General features: G+C 58.6%; 10 protein-coding genes, 1 tRNA gene and 1 pseudogene. 8 read left to right on the forward strand and 4 right to left on the reverse strand.

What is annotated here, in order from left to right; all coding sequences use genetic code 11:
* Positions 1-198: 198 nt before the first annotated feature.
* The 3 genes from gltB (at position 199) to pyk (ending at position 7,767) form a co-directional block, all read left to right on the forward strand.
* Positions 199-4,764 carry a glutamate synthase large subunit gene (gltB, locus tag CVS30_RS10810; protein WP_110485364.1) on the forward strand — a complete coding sequence of 1,522 codons (4,566 nt, stop codon included), beginning with the start codon at positions 199-201 and terminating at the stop codon, positions 4,762-4,764.
* Entirely contained in the window at positions 4,757-6,211 is a 1,455-nt protein-coding gene (locus tag CVS30_RS10815; RefSeq protein ID WP_110485342.1) for a glutamate synthase subunit beta, read from the forward strand. Before gltB ends, CVS30_RS10815 begins: the two co-directional genes overlap by 8 nt.
* Positions 6,212-6,279: 68 nt before the next feature.
* The gene (gene pyk, locus CVS30_RS10820) at positions 6,280-7,767 is read left to right on the forward strand and encodes a pyruvate kinase (RefSeq protein WP_110485343.1); all 1,488 of its coding nucleotides are present in this window, start codon (positions 6,280-6,282) and stop codon (positions 7,765-7,767) included.
* 178 nt (positions 7,768-7,945) lie between these two features.
* On the opposite strand, the gene CVS30_RS10825 is transcribed toward pyk, so the two are convergent.
* Positions 7,946-8,542 carry an ANTAR domain-containing response regulator gene (locus CVS30_RS10825; RefSeq protein WP_110485344.1) on the reverse strand — a complete coding sequence of 199 codons (597 nt, stop codon included), beginning with the start codon at positions 8,540-8,542 and terminating at the stop codon, positions 7,946-7,948.
* Positions 8,543-8,722: 180 nt separating this feature from the next.
* Between CVS30_RS10825 and CVS30_RS10830 the strand changes: the two genes are divergently transcribed.
* A tRNA-Leu gene (locus CVS30_RS10830) sits at positions 8,723-8,803 on the forward strand.
* Between the two features lie 741 nt (positions 8,804-9,544).
* Here CVS30_RS10830 and CVS30_RS10835 read toward each other — a convergent pair.
* Positions 9,545-9,940, reverse strand: coding sequence for a nuclear transport factor 2 family protein (locus CVS30_RS10835; RefSeq protein ID WP_110485345.1), 396 nt, complete (start codon positions 9,938-9,940; stop codon positions 9,545-9,547).
* Between the two features lie 84 nt (positions 9,941-10,024).
* Between CVS30_RS10835 and CVS30_RS10840 the strand changes: the two genes are divergently transcribed.
* Together CVS30_RS10840 and CVS30_RS10850 are read left to right on the forward strand one after the other, a co-directional pair.
* Positions 10,025-10,411: a winged helix-turn-helix transcriptional regulator gene (locus tag CVS30_RS10840; protein ID WP_110485346.1), complete on the forward strand. Its 387-nt coding sequence runs from the start codon at positions 10,025-10,027 to the stop codon at positions 10,409-10,411.
* 1,159 nt (positions 10,412-11,570) lie between these two features.
* A complete protein-coding gene (locus CVS30_RS10850; RefSeq protein ID WP_146233385.1) occupies positions 11,571-12,056 on the forward strand; it encodes a zeta toxin family protein in 486 nt (161 codons plus the stop codon).
* 99 nt (positions 12,057-12,155) lie between these two features.
* Here CVS30_RS10850 and CVS30_RS18425 read toward each other — a convergent pair whose 3' ends face one another.
* On the reverse strand, positions 12,156-12,287 hold the full coding sequence (locus CVS30_RS18425; protein WP_281268083.1) for a hypothetical protein: 132 nt from the start codon (positions 12,285-12,287) through the stop codon (positions 12,156-12,158).
* 110 nt (positions 12,288-12,397) lie between these two features.
* A pseudogene (locus CVS30_RS10855) lies at positions 12,398-12,574 on the reverse strand (alpha-L-arabinofuranosidase); the annotation flags it as partial.
* Positions 12,575-12,980: 406 nt separating this feature from the next.
* On the opposite strand from CVS30_RS10855, the gene CVS30_RS10860 reads away from it, so the two are divergent.
* Complete coding sequence (locus CVS30_RS10860; protein WP_146233386.1) at positions 12,981-13,991, forward strand: LacI family DNA-binding transcriptional regulator; 1,011 nt, start codon at positions 12,981-12,983, stop codon at positions 13,989-13,991.
* A gap of 69 nt (positions 13,992-14,060) precedes the next feature.
* A complete protein-coding gene (locus CVS30_RS10865; protein WP_110485350.1) occupies positions 14,061-16,367 on the forward strand; it encodes a glycoside hydrolase family 127 protein in 2,307 nt (768 codons plus the stop codon).
* Positions 16,368-17,027: the final 660 nt, after the last annotated feature.

Consider the following 17,027-nt stretch of genomic DNA (forward strand, 5'->3'; position numbering starts at 1 on the left):
CACCAGCGGCCGGCAGGGCACCAAGTAACAGCAAGACATCACTACCGTTGAGGAAGATCCGCTTTCCCAACGCATCGGGCCAGCGTCGTCCCCACGAATCGCTCTAACAAGGGGAAGGACTTACACGTCGTGACACAGACTCAAGCACGTGACTCCCATCAGCCATCGGCAGTATCGCCGTTCACCCGCTTTGCCGGCATGCCGGAGCAGGCGGGGCTTTACCGCCCGGAGTCCGAAAAGGACGCCTGTGGTTTGGCTATCGTCGCCACCATGCGCGGCATTCCGGAACACGACATTGTGCAGAAGGCTCTCATCGCCCTGCGCAACCTCGAACACCGCGGCGCCGTCGGAGCTGACGAAGGCACCGGCGATGGCGCCGGTATTTTGATTCAGGTCCCTGACGAGTTCTTCCGCGCCGTCGTTGGCTTTGAACTGCCCGCGCAGGGGAACTACGCAGTAGGAACCGCCTTCTTGCCGGTGGAAGCGCATGAGCGCGCTGCCGCCGTCGCCGGTATGGAAGAGCTTGCCGAGCGCGAAGGACTGCGCGTTTTGGGATGGCGTGAAGTTCCCGTCGTCAGCGACTCGGTCGGTGCCGCTTCTGTGGCCTGCATGCCGTACTTCAGCCAGCTCTTTCTCGCCCTGGCACAGGAACCCGCACAGCCCTTGGATGCCCGCAGCGCCAACGTGCTGGACGGCAAGGCCTTCCGCCTGCGCAAGCTGGCACAGCAGAAGTTCGGCGTGTACTTCCCGTCGTTCTCCTCCAAGACCATTGTTTACAAGGGCATGCTCACCACGGCCCAGCTCGAGCCGTTCTACCCGGACCTCTCCGACGCGCGCTTCGCCACGAAGCTTGCCATTGTGCATTCTCGCTTCTCCACGAACACCTTCCCGTCCTGGCCGCTGGCCCAGCCGTTCCGCACGATTGCTCACAACGGTGAAATCAACACCGTCAAGGGCAACCGGAACTGGATGCGCGCCCGCCAGTCCACCATGGCTCACCCCTTGCTGGGTGAGACCCCGGAGGAACTGTTCCCGATCTGCACCCCCGGTGCATCAGACTCCGCCTCCTTCGATGAGGTTGCCGAGTTGCTCTGGCTCTCCGGCCGTCCCATCACCGAAGCCGTCATGATGATGATCCCCGAGGCCTGGGAAAACCACGCCACGATGGATCCGGCCCGCAAGGCCTTCTACGAATACCACTCACTCATGATGGAACCGTGGGACGGCCCCGCGGCCGTCTCCTTCACCGACGGCAACCTGGTCGGTGCCACCTTGGACCGTAATGGTCTGCGCCCGGCCCGCTTCTGGGTCACCGACGATGGTCTGGTTGTCCTCGCCTCCGAGGTTGGCGTGCTGGAATTAGATCCGGCAACCATCGTACAAAAGGGCCGAGTTTCTCCCGGCACCATGTTCCTGGTCGACACCGACAAGGGCGAGCTCATCAGCGATGAGACCGTCAAGGCTGAGGTTGCCGCGGCTCACCCGTACGAGACCTGGGCCAAGGAAAACACCATCCAGCTGGCTGATCTGCCTGAGCGGGAACACGTCGTTCACACGAGTTCCTCGGTGCTGCATCGTCAGCGCACCTTCGGCTACACCACCGAAGAACTTAAGATCATGCTGGGCCCCATGGCGAAGACCGGTGCCGAGCCTCTGGGCGCCATGGGAACCGACACTCCTGTCGCCGTGCTCTCCGAGCGCCCGCGCCTGCTCTTTGACTACTTTGTGCAGCAGTTCGCTCAGGTGACCAACCCGCCGCTGGATGCTATCCGCGAAGAGCTCGTCACCTCGCTACACACCACGATTGGCCCCCAGGGCAATCTGCTCTCCCGTAACAAGGTCACGGCGCCGCAGCTGGCGCTGACCTTCCCCGTGATCAACAACGACGATCTGGCCAAGATCGCCAACATGGAATCACCCCTGGCAGCCGATGGCTCCGGTGGCGAGCGAATCTCCATGAAGGTTCGCGGCCTCTACAAGGTCGACGGCGGTGAGGTGGCCCTGCGTGCCCGACTCTCCGAGATCGGTGAGCAGGTTTCCGGTGCTATCAACCGCGGCGTGCAGTACATTGTGCTCTCCGATAGGGATTCCTCGGCGGTATGGGCTCCCATCCCGTCGCTGCTGCTCCTGAGCGCCGTGCACCACCACCTGCTGCGCAGCGCCAATCGCACCAAGGTTTCCCTCGTGGTTGAGGCCGGCGACGTCCGCGAAGTTCACCACGTGGCAGTCCTCGTCGGTTACGGCGCAGCCGCCGTCAACCCGTACCTGGCCATGGAATCCGTTGAGGAACTCATCCGCAACGAAGACGTCGTCGGGGTTACCCCCGAAGAAGGTGTCCATAACCTGATCAAGGGTCTGGGCAAGGGCGTCTTGAAGATCATGTCCAAGATGGGCATCTCCACGGTAGCTTCCTACTGTGGCGCACAGACCTTCGAAGCACTTGGACTGTCCGAGGAACTCATCGGCGAGTACTTCACGGGCACCGTGACTCAGCTCGGTGGTGTCGGCCTTGATGTAATCGCCAAGGAAGTTTCGGCACGCCATATCCTGGCTTACCCCGTTGACGGCGTGGATGTTCCGCACCGCCCGCTTCTGGGTGGCGGCGAATACCAGTGGCGTCGCGATGGCGAGCCGCACCTGTTCAACCCGGACACGGTCTTCCGTCTGCAGCACGCAACACGGGAACGCCGCTACGACATCTTCAAGAAGTACACGCAGGGCGTCGATGAGCAGGCTAACAAGCTCATGACCTTCCGCGGCCTGCTCACCTTCAAGGATGGCCAGCGTCCGCCCGTGCCACTGGACGAGGTCGAGTCGGTCAGCAGTATCGTCAAGCGCTTCTCCACCGGTGCCATGAGCTACGGCTCCATCTCGCAGGAGGCGCACCAGACGCTCGCGATCGCCATGAACCGTTTGGGCGCCAAGTCCAATACGGGTGAAGGTGGCGAGGACGTTGACCGTCTCCTGGATCCGGAGCGTCGCAGTGCCATCAAGCAGGTGGCCTCGGGCCGCTTCGGTGTCACGAGCCTCTACCTGACGAACGCCCAAGACATCCAGATCAAGATGGCGCAGGGTGCTAAGCCCGGCGAGGGTGGCCAGCTCATGGCTAAGAAGGTGTACCCGTGGATCGCGGAAACGCGTCACTCCACTCCTGGCGTCGGACTGATTTCCCCGCCGCCGCACCACGATATTTACTCGATCGAGGACCTGGCGCAGCTGATTTACGATTGCAAGCGCGCCAACCCGAGCGCCCGCGTGCACGTCAAGCTGGTCTCCGAGATGGGGATTGGCACCGTGGCCTCCGGCGTGACCAAGGCCAAGGCCGACGTCGTGCTGGTATCCGGTCATGACGGCGGCACCGGCGCTAGCCCGCTGAACTCGCTCAAGCATGCTGGCATGCCGTGGGAATTGGGTCTTGCTGAAACGCAGCAGACGCTGCGCCTGAACGGCCTGCGCGAACGTGTGGTGGTGCAGGTTGACGGTCAGCTCAAGACGGGCCGCGACGTCATCATCGCAGCCCTCCTGGGTGCCGAGGAATACGGCTTTGCGACGGCACCTCTGGTGGTTTCCGGCTGTGTCATGATGCGCGTCTGCCACCTTGATACCTGCCCCGTCGGTGTCGCTACACAGAACCCCGAGCTGCGCCAGCGCTTCACCGGCAAGCCCGAATTCGTGGTCAACTTCTTCGAATTCCTCGCTGAGGAAGTCCGCGAACTCTTGGCTGAACTTGGTTTCCGTAGCCTCGAAGAAGCCATTGGGCAGTCCAATGTGCTCGACATCAAGGCTGCGCTGAACCACTGGAAGACCGAGGGCCTAGACCTCAGCCCCATCCTCTCCGACGCCGGTGTGCCCGCAAGCGCCCCCGTCCGTCACCTCAAGGACCAGAACCACGAGCTGGAAAAGCACTTTGACCAGCAGCTGATCACCATGAGCGCCGAGGCACTCACCGATCGTGCTCCGGTCAAGATCAGCGTGCCCGTCATCAACACGGACCGTTCGGTGGGAACCCTGCTGGGCCACCACGTCACCAAGACCTTCGGCATTGACGTGCTGGGCCCGGACACGATCGATGTGACCCTGACCGGTCAGGCCGGTCAGTCGCTCGGTGCCTTCCTGCCGGCCGGTGTGACGCTGCGTTTGCTCGGCGACGCCAACGACTATGTTGGCAAGGGCCTGTCCGGCGGACGCATTACGGTCCGCCCGGATCGCAGCAGCCCCTTCGTGGCCGCTGAGAACGTCATTGCCGGTAACGTCATTGGGTACGGTGCCACAAGCGGTGAAATGTTCCTGCGCGGTACGGTAGGGGAGCGCTTCCTGGTCCGTAACTCCGGCGCAACGGCCGTGGTTGAAGGCATTGGCGATCACGGTTGCGAGTACATGACCGGTGGCCGCACCTTGATCCTGGGTGCCACGGGACGTAACTTCGGCGCCGGCATGTCTGGCGGTACGGCGTACGTTTTGGACCTGGATCCCAACCGTGTCAACAAGGTGTCGCTGGATTCAGGTGAGCTGCAGTTGCTCGAGCTCAACGACGCAGATCAGGATCTGGTCCGCACGCTCCTGCAGCGCCATATGGATGAAACCGAATCCGAGACGGCAGCCGCTTTGCTCGTCGACTTCCCCGCAACCGTAGCCCGCATCACCAAGGTGCTCCCGCGCGATTACGCAGCAGTATTGGAAACCCGTTCGGCAGCAGCCGAGCGGGGCGAAGACCCGGATGGCGCAACTGTCTGGCAGAAAATTTTGGAGGTCACCGGTGGCTGATCCGCACGGTTTCTTGAACAATCGGGAACGCATCACTCAGACCCGTCGCCCCGTCCCGGTCCGCATCATGGACTGGAAGGAAGTGTATGAGGCGCAGGAAAAAGGCGTCCTGAAGTCACAGGCTGGACGCTGCATGGACTGCGGTGTGCCGTTCTGCCACCAGGGTTGCCCGCTCGGTAACCTCATTCCGGAATGGAACGATCTGACCTGGCGCGGTAAGGGCCAGGAAGCCATCGAGCGCCTCCACTCCACGAACAACTTCCCCGAATGGACCGGACGGCTCTGCCCGGCTCCCTGCGAGTCCGCCTGTGTTTTGGGCATCAACCAGCCGGCCGTGACCATCAAGCAGGTGGAGGTCTCGATCATCGATGAGGCCTTCGACCAGGACTGGGTACACCCGCTGCCCCCGGCCCGGCTCACAGGTAAGACGGTCGCCGTCGTGGGTTCTGGTCCGGCAGGGCTGGCAGCTGCCCAGCAGCTGACGCGAACCGGCCACACGGTTGCTGTGTACGAGCGTGATGATCGGATCGGTGGCCTCTTGCGCTATGGCATCCCGGACTTCAAGCTCGAAAAGGAAAGTGTTGACCGCCGCGTCGAGCAGATGACCGCCGAGGGCACCCGATTCCGTACCGGCATCGAGGTTGGCAAGGACATCGGATGGGATGAGCTGCGCCGTCGCTACGATGCTGTTGTGGTCTGCACGGGAGCAACTGTTCCGCGCGATCTGCCGATCCCGGGCCGTGCCCTCACTGGCGTGCATTTCGCCATGGACTACCTGGTGCAGGGCAACAAGGCAGTGGCCGGCGATGTGCTCGAGGGCCAGATCGATGCCCGCGGCAAGCACGTGGTGATCCTCGGTGGTGGTGACACGGGTGCTGACTGCCTCGGCACGGCACACCGTCAGCAGGCTGCTTCGGTGACGACTCTGGCGATTGGTAACCAGCCGCCGGCAGAGCGTTCCGCTGAGCAGCCGTGGCCGACCTTCCCGAACTTGTTCGAGGTTGCCAGCGCCCATGAGGAAGGCGGGGAGCGCAGTTACCTGGCGTCCACCGTTGAATTCTTGGGTGAAAATGGTGTCCTGACCGGGCTCAAGATTGCCGAAACCGATTTTGTGGGTGGCCGTCGTGTGCCGAAGGAAGGCACCGAACGCATCATCGCCGCCGACCTCGTGTTCCTAGCGTTGGGCTTCACCGGTCCCGAAACGGCCGAATTGACACACCAGCTGCCTGTGAACCTCGACTCGCGTTCGAACGTCAAGCGCGATGGCTACTACATGTCCAGCCGCGAAGGCGTCTTCGTTGCCGGTGATGCCGGACGCGGACAGTCCTTGATTGTTTGGGCAATTGCAGAGGGTCGCGCCGCCGCCGCAGCCGTCGATAAGCACCTGATGGGGGAGACCTTCCTGCCCGCTCCCGTCTCACCCAGTGATTCGGCTATCCGCGTCTAGGTACAAAAGCGATAGGCTGTCATTAGGCACCATAGATTTCTGCTGAAACCACACACAAGGTAGGTACATTGAGACGCGCAAAAATTGTTGCGACTTTCGGGCCGGCAATCGCCAGCTATGAAAACACACTTGCGGTACTGGAGGCGGGCGTAAACGTAGCCCGCATGAACATGAGCCACGGCGATTACTCCGTGCACCAGAACACGTACGACAACGTACGTAAGGCAGCCGAGGCACTCGGCAAGCCTGTTGCCATCATGGCTGACCTGCAGGGCCCCAAGATCCGTTTGGGTCGCTTTGCTAACGGTGAGGGCTACGCCCTGGCCGTTGGTGATGTCTTCACGATCACCACCGAAGATGTCCCCGGCACCAAGGATATTTGCTCCACCACGTTGAAGTCCCTCACCGAGGACGTCAGTGTTGGCGACATCATGCTCATCGACGATGGCAAGGTGTCCGTTCGGGCTACTGCCGTCGACGAGGTCAAGGTTGTCACCGAAGTTATCGTTCCGGGCAAGGTTTCCAACAACAAGGGCATCAACCTGCCTGGCGTTGCTGTGAATGTTCCTGCCTTGAGCGAAAAGGATGAGGACGATCTGCGCTGGGCCCTGGCCTGCGGCGTAGACCTCGTGGCCCTCTCGTTCGTGCGTGACGCCGCTGACATCAGCCGCGTTCACGAGATCATGGACGAAGAAGGCCGACGCGTTCCCGTCATCGCCAAGATCGAGAAGCCCCAGGCAGTTGCCAACCTCGAAGCCATCGTTGACGCCTTTGACGCCATCATGGTTGCCCGTGGCGACTTGGGTGTTGAGCTTCCGCTGGAAGACGTCCCGTTGGTTCAGAAGCAGTGTGTTGAAATGGCACGCCGCTGGGCCAAGCCCGTCATCGTGGCCACTCAGGTTCTGGAATCCATGATTGAGAACCCGCGCCCCACCCGCGCAGAGGCTTCTGACTGTGCAAACGCAGTGCTCGACGGCGCGGATGCAGTCATGCTCTCCGGCGAGACCAGCGTTGGTGCGTTCCCGATCGAGACCGTCAAGGTCATGGCCCGCATCATCGAGGCTGCTGAAGCAGAAGCCGGCATGAAGCTGATCCCGAAGCTCGGTTCCGAGCCGAAGACCCGTGGCGGCGTCATCACGGCAGCTGCTGTGCAGATCGCTAAGCAGCTCGATGCTAAGTACATCGCGACGTTCACGCAGTCCGGTGACTCGGCCTACCGCCTGTCCCGCCTGCGCCCGTCCAAGCCGGTTCTGGCGTTCACGCCCGTTGAGAGCGTTCGTAACCAGCTGGCTCTGGCCTGGGGCATCGAGCCCGTTTTGGTTCCCATGGTTTCCCACACGGACGCCATGACCGAACAGGTCGACACCACGCTGTTGGAGAAGGGCCTTGTCAACGAAGGGGACCTGGTTGTTATCGCAGCCGGTTCCCCTCCCGGACAGGCTGGTTCCACGAACTTGGTCAAGGTCCACAAGGTCGGCGACCTCGCCGACCTGGGCAAGGCCGCCAATGGCGACCGCACCACGCGTGAAAAGATCGGCCCCTGGCCGGTTGGCTAGCCTTGGCTAGTTGAGCTTTACTGGCCCGTAGGAGTGGACATCCACTCCTACGGGTCAGTTGTTTAACCACAGGTTTCCTTGGCGCAAGATGATAAAAGCCCGACGGCGGCACCCACCTAAGGTGAGTGCCGCCGTCGAGCTTTAACTGGCTCGAGGTGAGCCAAGGTCTGATGGAGAGTTAGTTGACCTGGTTGATGATGGTCTCGGCGACCTCGCGCATGCTCAGTCGACGGTCCATAGAGGTCTTCTGGATCCATCGGAAGGCCTCGGGCTCGGTGAGGCCCATCTTGGTGGTCAGGAGGCTCTTAGCGCGCTCTACAAGCTTGCGCGTGGCGAACTGCTCCTGGAGGTCGGACACCTCGTTCTCGAGCGCCTTGATTTCCTCGTGGCGGGAGAGGGCGATCTCCAGAGCCGGGATGAGGTCGGCGGGGGTGAAGGGCTTGACGACGTAAGCCATGGCGCCGGCGTCACGTGCGCGCTCGACGAGTTCCTTCTGGCTGAAGGCGGTCAAGAGCACCACGGGGGCGATGCGGGCCTTGACGATGATCTCAGCGGCCGTGATGCCGTCCATGACGGGCATCTTGACGTCCATGAGGACCAGATCAGGCTTGAGCTCCTTGGCGAGCTCCACGGCCTTCTCACCGTTGTCGGCTTCGCCCACGACGTCATAGCCTTCGCCGCGCAGGATTTCCATGATGTCCAAGCGGATCAGGGTCTCATCCTCGGCAACGATGACACGGCGTGCGGGGGTAGTTGACTCCGTTTGTTCTGACACAAGAAACTCCTAAGTAGAGGTGATTTACACCACAATTTGCCAATATTTGCCCCTAAGAGGGCTTTTGTTTCACAAAACAGCCTATCTCCATGTAGAGTAGTTGCGCGCACTGGTTCGGAAGTGATTCTGAAACAGAGACGTGATCTTCGTGACAGTGATCATTTGAACACTTTCATAAAGGCCCAAGTGGCGGAACGGCAGACGCGCTGCACTCAAAATGCAGTATCGAAAGGTGTGTGGGTTCGAATCCCACCTTGGGCACGCTAAACCCCCTGTTTACAGGGGGTTTTCGTGTTTAAGTGTTGACACGATGTTGACAAAAGGTCTTCCTCGGTTACAAACGCCCCGAAATTATTTAACAAACAATTAACATTCAATTTGGCCGATTGTTGCCCTGAGGGTCCCGTTATGCGGCGACATGATACTTCGACGCCGATTCAGCTGTTTGTTATTGGCAGCTTCCTTCTAGATATTCGAGGATTTTCCCTTACACCTAGTTCATGGTGCGCCGAAGAGTCAGCGACGTGAGTTGGGGCGGCAAACCAGTCCAGAACGCGAAGATTTCTTCCGCGTGCAGCTGTGCCGGTAATCAATGCTGGCGCCTGCGATTCCACCCTGCGCCACCAGGCCCAGAAAGAGCATGAGTGTCGTATTCAGCTCATGAACCAGGCTGCTGATCAGGCCACGCGAATGATACGTCCCTTGATTCCCAGGGCCTTGGTGGGAAGGCATGCATGGTTCTCGCCAGGTGAGAGGTGCGTCAAGGATCTGACGAATTGATCTTGGAGGGCCCGCTCAAACAGTCAGCTAGACGTTGGGTGGACTCATGTGCATGCGATGGCGACTACCTACGGCCGTCCAGTCTGAAGTGTTGGGACATTGAACAATGGCGTCTGGCGATCCCTCATCGGACTGGGCACGGCGGTTGGGGGAGGGCAAGTTTTTTCTTGGAAGGACAGAGTGTTAGGGAAACTCATCCCCTAACACTCTGCAGAGGCCTTCTTAGTCCCAGAAGATGTCTTCGGCTTGGCCGTCTTCGGAGAAGAGGTGCACTTCGATGATTTTGCCATCGCGGATAGTGAGTAGATCGATGCCACTCATGTCCATTGAGCCTCGAGTGTGCGTGCCGGTAAATTGAACCGGCACGGCAACAAGTTCGCCGTTGACCATCGGCGCTCCGGTGACGGTGAGCTGGAAACTACCTTCGCTGACTTCCATCATTCCGCCCAGCAACGCGCCAACACCTTCGATGCCCGTGTGCTCACCGGAAAACCTGTTGGCGCCGGGTTGGTGCCAAACCACCTTAGAATCCAGTAGGCCCATGGCAGCGGCTACATCACCGCGTCCAAGGGCGTCAAAGTACGTGGTGGCTATGGCCGCCGGGGTTAGTTCCATCATTGTTTTCTCCCTCGTTTATTTGCGAACATTCTCATGATTACATTTGGTAACCTGTTACCTCAACGTAACTAAAGGAGATTGTCAATGACACGTCCAGAATGGAACGTTATGGTTGCGACTTGTCCGTCAAGGACGTCGTTGGCGCGGATCGCGAATAAGTGGACAGCGATGATTGTCATCGCTCTGAGCGGTGGCCCGCTTCGTTTTGGATATATTCGACAAGCAGCTCAGGGGATTAGCGGCAAGGTCTTGACAGACACTTTGCGTGACCTTGAACGTGATGGCATTGTGTCGCGAACGGCCTTTGATGAAATGCCCCCGAGGGTGGAATATGCGCTGACTGAACTTGGGCAGACTCTGCAGGAGCCACTGACCGCGCTGGGGAGATGGGCCGAGGCTCATATTGAGGAGGTTGAGTGTTCTCGCGACTCCTATGATGCCAGCCGACAACTGCCGAATTCGCCTCTTTGAGATGAATAGCTAGGAGCTACTAGAAAGGTGGGCAGGGGATTCCCGCTCACCAGCGATTGCTGTCAGCGCCGTGACCTGTGAGCGGGATCATCCATTTGGGGCAATCACCATTCGCTCACCATAGACCAACCTTGAGCGGGATAGTGAGTCACCTCAAACCCAGGCAGTCTGCAATCAGGCGTGTGCCATGAGGGCGGACTGCGTTGAAAGCTCCGCTCGCGTAGTGTTGACGGATGCGATCTAAACACGGAATGTTCAGCTGGAAAATGACGCGCTTCCTCTTCTCCATCGGTAGTTTTGTTGCCATGGCTGGAATTGTCCGAATCGCGACAGCGGTCTCGTGGGGGTACATCTGGGTTGTACTGCTCGGGCTTGCTCTCGTGGCACTGTCCACCCGTGGTCCATGGGATAGCGAAGGAAGCGGCCGTAATCGGTCAGTTTTGGGTTTTCGGGTTCGCCCGTAGCAAGTCCGTAGCGACGCACTGACTTCCAATCAAGGGGTTAGCATCGATAGCCCGCGGGGGAACCTGCCACGGGCGGGGCAGTGGATGGCAACAAAAGCATGTTGAGGCCGGATCCTCATAACGTAATATCAGCACCGGCGGGGGCGGGCGCCAGCTGGTAGGTTCGATCAATGAAGTTGTTCCGGTACGTATATGTGGCCACTTTCCTTTTTGCTGTGGCGATCGTGTTCATCGTGGACCTGCCTATGTGGGTGAAGCTTGCTGTTCTTACCTGGACTGCGGTCCCAGCTCTAGTTCACGAGTACCAGTTAAGGAAGCGATCCGCTGCTGCTGCGGAGCGGGCTAATCACTCCTCGAATGCCCTGCCGGATCAGATGCTGCACGCTTACAAAGAAAGTTCCTAGGCAGCGGCCACCAGTCAGAAAAGGAACGGCTACCGGGACAACACCGGACGGATGATGGCGTAGATTGGGCTGGCTACTATTTTGTGACAGCAACAGCAGCATCTCCGCTGAGTATTCTCTAATTCGTTATGTGGGATGAAGGCCGGACGCCATTAGCCCAACATCGCTTCACCCGTAAGCCGAACGGTATGTGGGACGCTGTTCTCTGTTCCAGGGCTAGAGTGAGATCGCCTGCGTCCAGCGTTCGGCAGCCGGACAAACTTAAGGCCTTGAAGAATAAGGGTGTTGTACATGTTGGTAGTGATTCGTGGAAATTCAGGCTCAGGAAAAAGCACGATCGCGCGCCTGTTGCAGTCCAAGCTCGGCAAGCTTACAGCGGTGCTTCAACAAGACCACTTCCGCAAAGTCATTTACCATGAGCGAGAGCAGGAAAGCCTGGCTCACGCAGACCTCCTCGAAATTGCGGCAACACATTGTCTAAACCGTGGTCACAACGTAATTCTGGAGGGGATCTTTAACGCCTCCAGATACGGTGGGATGTTAGAGCGCGTGGCAGCGCATTCTGATGACGCCCGATTTTATTCTTTCGCTCTCTCTTTTGAAGAGACTGTGAATCGACATTCAACGAGGCCTCAAGCCACTGAATTCAGTGCCAAAGATATGCGCGGTTGGTACCATGGCTGGCAACCTCTACCGTTCGTATCAGAGATGCGAATTGTTGCTGATGAGACCCCTGAGCAAATAGTCGAACGCATATTTCAGCATTCCACCCGCTAAAAGAGGTCTTAATCTACAGGCGCCCGTAGGCGCAACCTCCTGCGGGACAGTCGGCTCCACTGTGTGGCTAGGTGAACGAGCCGTTTCAAGATGCGGAATTCATTCCACGTTGTTGGCTCGGGCGTATGCTTCCACTTCGGCGAAAACTCGTTCGTCCTGGATACCGATCGTAAGAGCGCTGCGGCTGTCATTCCAGATGACATCAATGTCGATACCGTTGACGTTCCACATCTTCCGCAAGCCTTTCTGGCCGTGCCAGGGAATGGTGGGCTCGCCGTGGAGGTCTGTCAGTTGACTGAGAATGGCGTCGAAGCACGGGGTTGCTTGGGGGTCTGGCGGTGCTGAATCAGCGCGACAACGTCGAGACGAAACCCGTCCTCGTTCGCGGTGGCGTGCCCCGGCTCGTAGATGCCGTCGTAGACGCAGCGCCCGAGGTGCTCGACGAACGAACCGAAGATCCGACGGTCAAGCGGAGCAACCACAGCGGAGCGGTCAATGGCGATTCTGGCGGTGTTCATACGGTTGTGTTTCCTATCCTGTGCAACGTTTTTGATGTGATTTGGAGTGCGGGTGAATATGCTGCCCGTCTAGTAGCGCGTTGAGCGGCTCAGTAGATCGCCAAACACACGGTTTGCCCGGTCGACACAATCTCGTTGCCTCACAACTCATACTTGACGAATAGTACATCGATGTACATACTAATTTTGTACATCGATGAACAAAATTTACTCGTTGCTCGAAAATTGCTGATCGAAGACAGCCCCAACCTACGGATTCACCGAAGAGCCGCATGGAACGATGCCACGAAAATGACGGGGATGCAGTGGCAGTGGCGGAACGGATTCGCAATCAGGAATGTGGTTGTCCCTGCGGCTCTGTCATCGGGGCTTTCTTTAGGGAACGTCAGGCAAGAAAGGAAAACGAGTGTCGGTAACAATGGGAGATGTTGCACGGTTGGCGGGGGTCTCGACCAAGAGCGTCTCAAACTACTACAACGGCTATCGATATATGCGGGAGGATACCCGACAGCGCATCGAAGCTGCCATCAGCGAGCTGGACTACCGAATGAACCTATCCGCAAGAAACCTGCGATCAGGGAAGACGGGAATGATCATGCTCGCAATCCCCGAACTCGACCAGTCATATTTGGCCGAGCTTGCCCAGGCTGTCGTCCATAAGGCTGAAGAGCTAGGACTGGGCGTGCTGATCGAGACCACAGGTGGTCGTCGAGAACGCGAAATTGAGGTCCTCGAAGGTTCGCGGGGGAGAAACGTAGATGGCGTCATTTACGAGCCCGTAGCCCTTGGAGAAGAGGACATAAGAAAGCATCATGGAGGATTTCCTATCGTGCTTATGGGAGAGAAAGTACTCGACGGACCTTTCGATCACGTGACTATGCCTGATGAGGCTGGAACGCGCACCGCCGTATCGCACCTCGTTGATATTGGATGCCGAAATATAGCTCTGATCGGGCTTAGCACGACGGAGGAAAGCCCGGGGCAGGCCCTGCGCCGAAAGGGATACATCGACGCACTCACGGCCAGCGGGCTCGAAGTGCGGGAACAGATCATGATGGAGACCAAACGATGGCACCGAGCGGATGGTGCTGCCGCCATGAACCGGCTCCTCGAATCTAAAGAACATGTCGACGCCGTTTTCGCAATGAACGACTCCCTTGCATTGGGAGCGATGTGGGCCGCCGACCAGCGCGGCGTACTCATTCCCCAGGAGATTGCGTTCGTGGGTTTCGACGACACCGAGGACGCCACATACTCGATCCCTTCCCTGACCACCGTGTCGCCTGGAAGAGACGCCCTTGCCCGGGCCGCCGTCACCGCCCTCCATCGTCGAATATCCGATCCGGATTACGTACCAGGTCAAGCTCCAATCGTTACGGACTATGAATTGATCAAGCGCAGGTCCACCACCCGGTGACGTCCCTATGACCACTTATTTGACTGAGCACCCCCCCCAGTAATCACAGCAATCACAGCAGGAGAACCAATGCCATCCATCGAGCCCATCAACCTAAAGCACGTCCGTCTGCTCGAAGGCATGTTCAGCCACTCACAGAACGCGAATATTACCTACTTGCTACGACTTAACCCAGACCGCCTACTCGCACCATACCGGCGTGAGGCTGGCCTGCCGGAGCTGTCGCCAAGCTATGGAAACTGGGAAAACAGTGGACTGGACGGGCATACAGCTGGCCATTATCTGTCGGCTGCGGCGATGCTTTACGCGGCCACAGGTGAGCCTCGGCTGCTGGATCGGCTGACATACATGATCGACGGTCTCTCCGATTGCCAACGCACCATCGGATCGGGCTACCTCGGCGGCATTCCTGATGGCCACACATTCTGGGAAGATGTGAAAAACGGCGTAGTTGGATCGGATTCCTTCTCTCTCGGCGGCCGATGGGTGCCCTGGTATAACCTACACAAGCTCTTCGTAGGGCTGCTCGACGCTTCCCGGTACGCCGGCAACAATCGAGCGATGGAGACCCTCGTTGCACTTGCCGACTGGTGGCTCGATGCTGCCCAATTGATCGACGACGGCCACTTCGAGAGGATGCTCGACACCGAGTTCGGTGGCATGAACGAGGTGTTCGCCGACCTTGCCGTGGAAACAGGGCGCTCAGAGTACCTCTCTATGGCGAAGCGATTCACCCATCATGCTTTAGCCGATCCGCTTACCCGACACGAGGACCGTCTCACCGGGCTGCATGCCAACACTCAGATTCCTAAGGTCATTGGCTACGAGGCAGTGGCAGCGCTCACAGGCGATGAACACCTCGCGAACGCCGCCGACGAATTCTGGCGCATCGTTGTGGATACAAGAAGCGTGGTCATCGGCGGTAACAGCGTGCGGGAGCACTTCCATAGCACATCAGATTTCACACCAATGATCATCGAACGTGAAGGACCCGAGACCTGTAACAGCTACAACATGTTACGACTCAGCGCCCGGCTCTACTCACGGAGCGGGGACAACAAATATCTCGACTACTACGAGCGCACTCTCTTCAACCACATTCTCGCGTCCCAACACCCCGAACATGGTGGGTTTGTCTATTTCACCCCTCTCCGCCCCGGTCATTACCGTGTCTATTCCGATGCGGAGGAAAACTTCTGGTGCTGCGTTGGTACAGGAATGGAAAGTCACTCCAAACTCGGCGACATGATCTTCGCTCGGAACGGGGAAGACCTCGAGGTGAACCTATTCATCGCTTCTGAGATCCGCTTGCCCGAACGCAATATCACGGTGCGACAAGAGACTAACTTTCCGTTCGACGACACGACCAGGATCACGTTCACGGGTATGGACCAGGCACAGACCTTCACGCTGAGCATCCGCGTACCGGGTTGGACAACGGGTCCTGTGAGCGTGAGCCTCAATGGTGTCACAGAATCGGTCGAGGAGCGGGGGGGACGGCTGCACCTAAACCGTACTTGGTCGGAGGGGGACACCGTAGAGGTGCGCTTTTCGATGGCAGCCCGTCTCGAGCATTTGCCCGGCCGGACGGACTGGGGCGCCATACTCTACGGGCCAGTTGTGCTCGCGGCGCGCTCCGGAACGGAGCACCTTGTGGGGCTCGTAGCCGACGGCAGCAGGATGGGGCATGTCTCATCCGGTCCTCTTGTGCCTCTGGCCGCAACGCCGGTACTCCCCACTCATGACTCAGAAGATTTGACTGTCAATCTACGGGTGATGGACCGGAACACACTGCGGTTCGCCGTGTCTGACTCCGAGGGGCAAGAGCTGGAGCTCGAGCCGTTCTTTACCTTGCACGATTCCCGATATGTCGTCTATTGGCCCCTGACCTCCGGCGTTTCCGTCGCGGAGCGTCGGCGCGAACTGCTCGAGCTCGATGAGGAGTTACTGGGCGTCGACTCCCGCACTCTCGACCAGGTGATTCTCGGTGAGCAGCAACCAGAGTCAGATCATGGCTTCACCGGTACCGCAACGAGAGCGGGCCTGTCCGACGGAATTCACTGGCGTGAGACGAGCAGCGAGTTCACGCTGACCATGAGGAACCGCGATGGATTGGGACGGCTTCTACGCGTTTCCCGGCTCGACTCCAGCCCTTCGCACGGGTTCGATCTATTAGTGGACGGTGCCCTCATTTTATCCGTCACGAAGCCCGACGGAGCCGGAGCGGTGGGAGTATTGATCGACGAAGACTACGAAATACCGGCTGCATTGTCCGTCGGGAAAGATGAACTTATTGTGCGGATAGTGGCCCCAGAAGGTGTGAGATCCGGGCGCATCCACGCCCTTCGACTGCTGGCCGCCGAAAACGAGGGCTAGAACGTCTATTTGTCATTAGCTGAATGCAACGGATGAGGTAGTGGGTTCCCGCAAAGGCTTTCACCCACGGGCGATGGACCGCCGTGCAGACGGGGACTGACGTTACACTCTTTCCTCGGAGTCCGTTCGGGACTTCCTCTGCGGTTCGTCGCTCGACGTAGGGTTTGTTTTTCTCATCGAATCTCGTATTTGGTTCTATGCTGAGGACCATGTTGTCTATCTGGTGCAGGTCGATACGAGTCACCTCAACGTGACCAAATAACCTGGCCGGCAAACTGAACCAGACCTAGATATGTGTTTTCTGCCGTGGTCGGTAAGTTTACTTCCGGAAGGAATCGAACCAAATTCAATCCCTAAATCGGTTCGTTGACAGTGTCAACACATTTCCTTCCGGATTGGCTCCTACTGGGCCGTACTGGCGCGGTGATTTGCGATTTCACTTTTGTTTCCGGGGGTGAAAGTCTGTTTCGAATCCCACCTTGGGCACGATCTAAAGAAGACCTCTTGGAAATTGAACTGATCCTCAAAAGTTGGACTGGCTAATTTAGTTCGTTACTTTCGGGGGAGCAGTTCAATTCGGGGATGTCAAGGGCCATGAGTTTCTGCCCACCAGCGGTCAGGTTATCTGCCCACTGGTGGCCAGCAAAAATGCCCGGATAT

Origin of the sequence: Arthrobacter psychrolactophilus, assembly GCF_003219795.1 — a bacterium.
In the GTDB taxonomy this organism is placed as follows: domain Bacteria; phylum Actinomycetota; class Actinomycetes; order Actinomycetales; family Micrococcaceae; genus Specibacter; species Specibacter psychrolactophilus.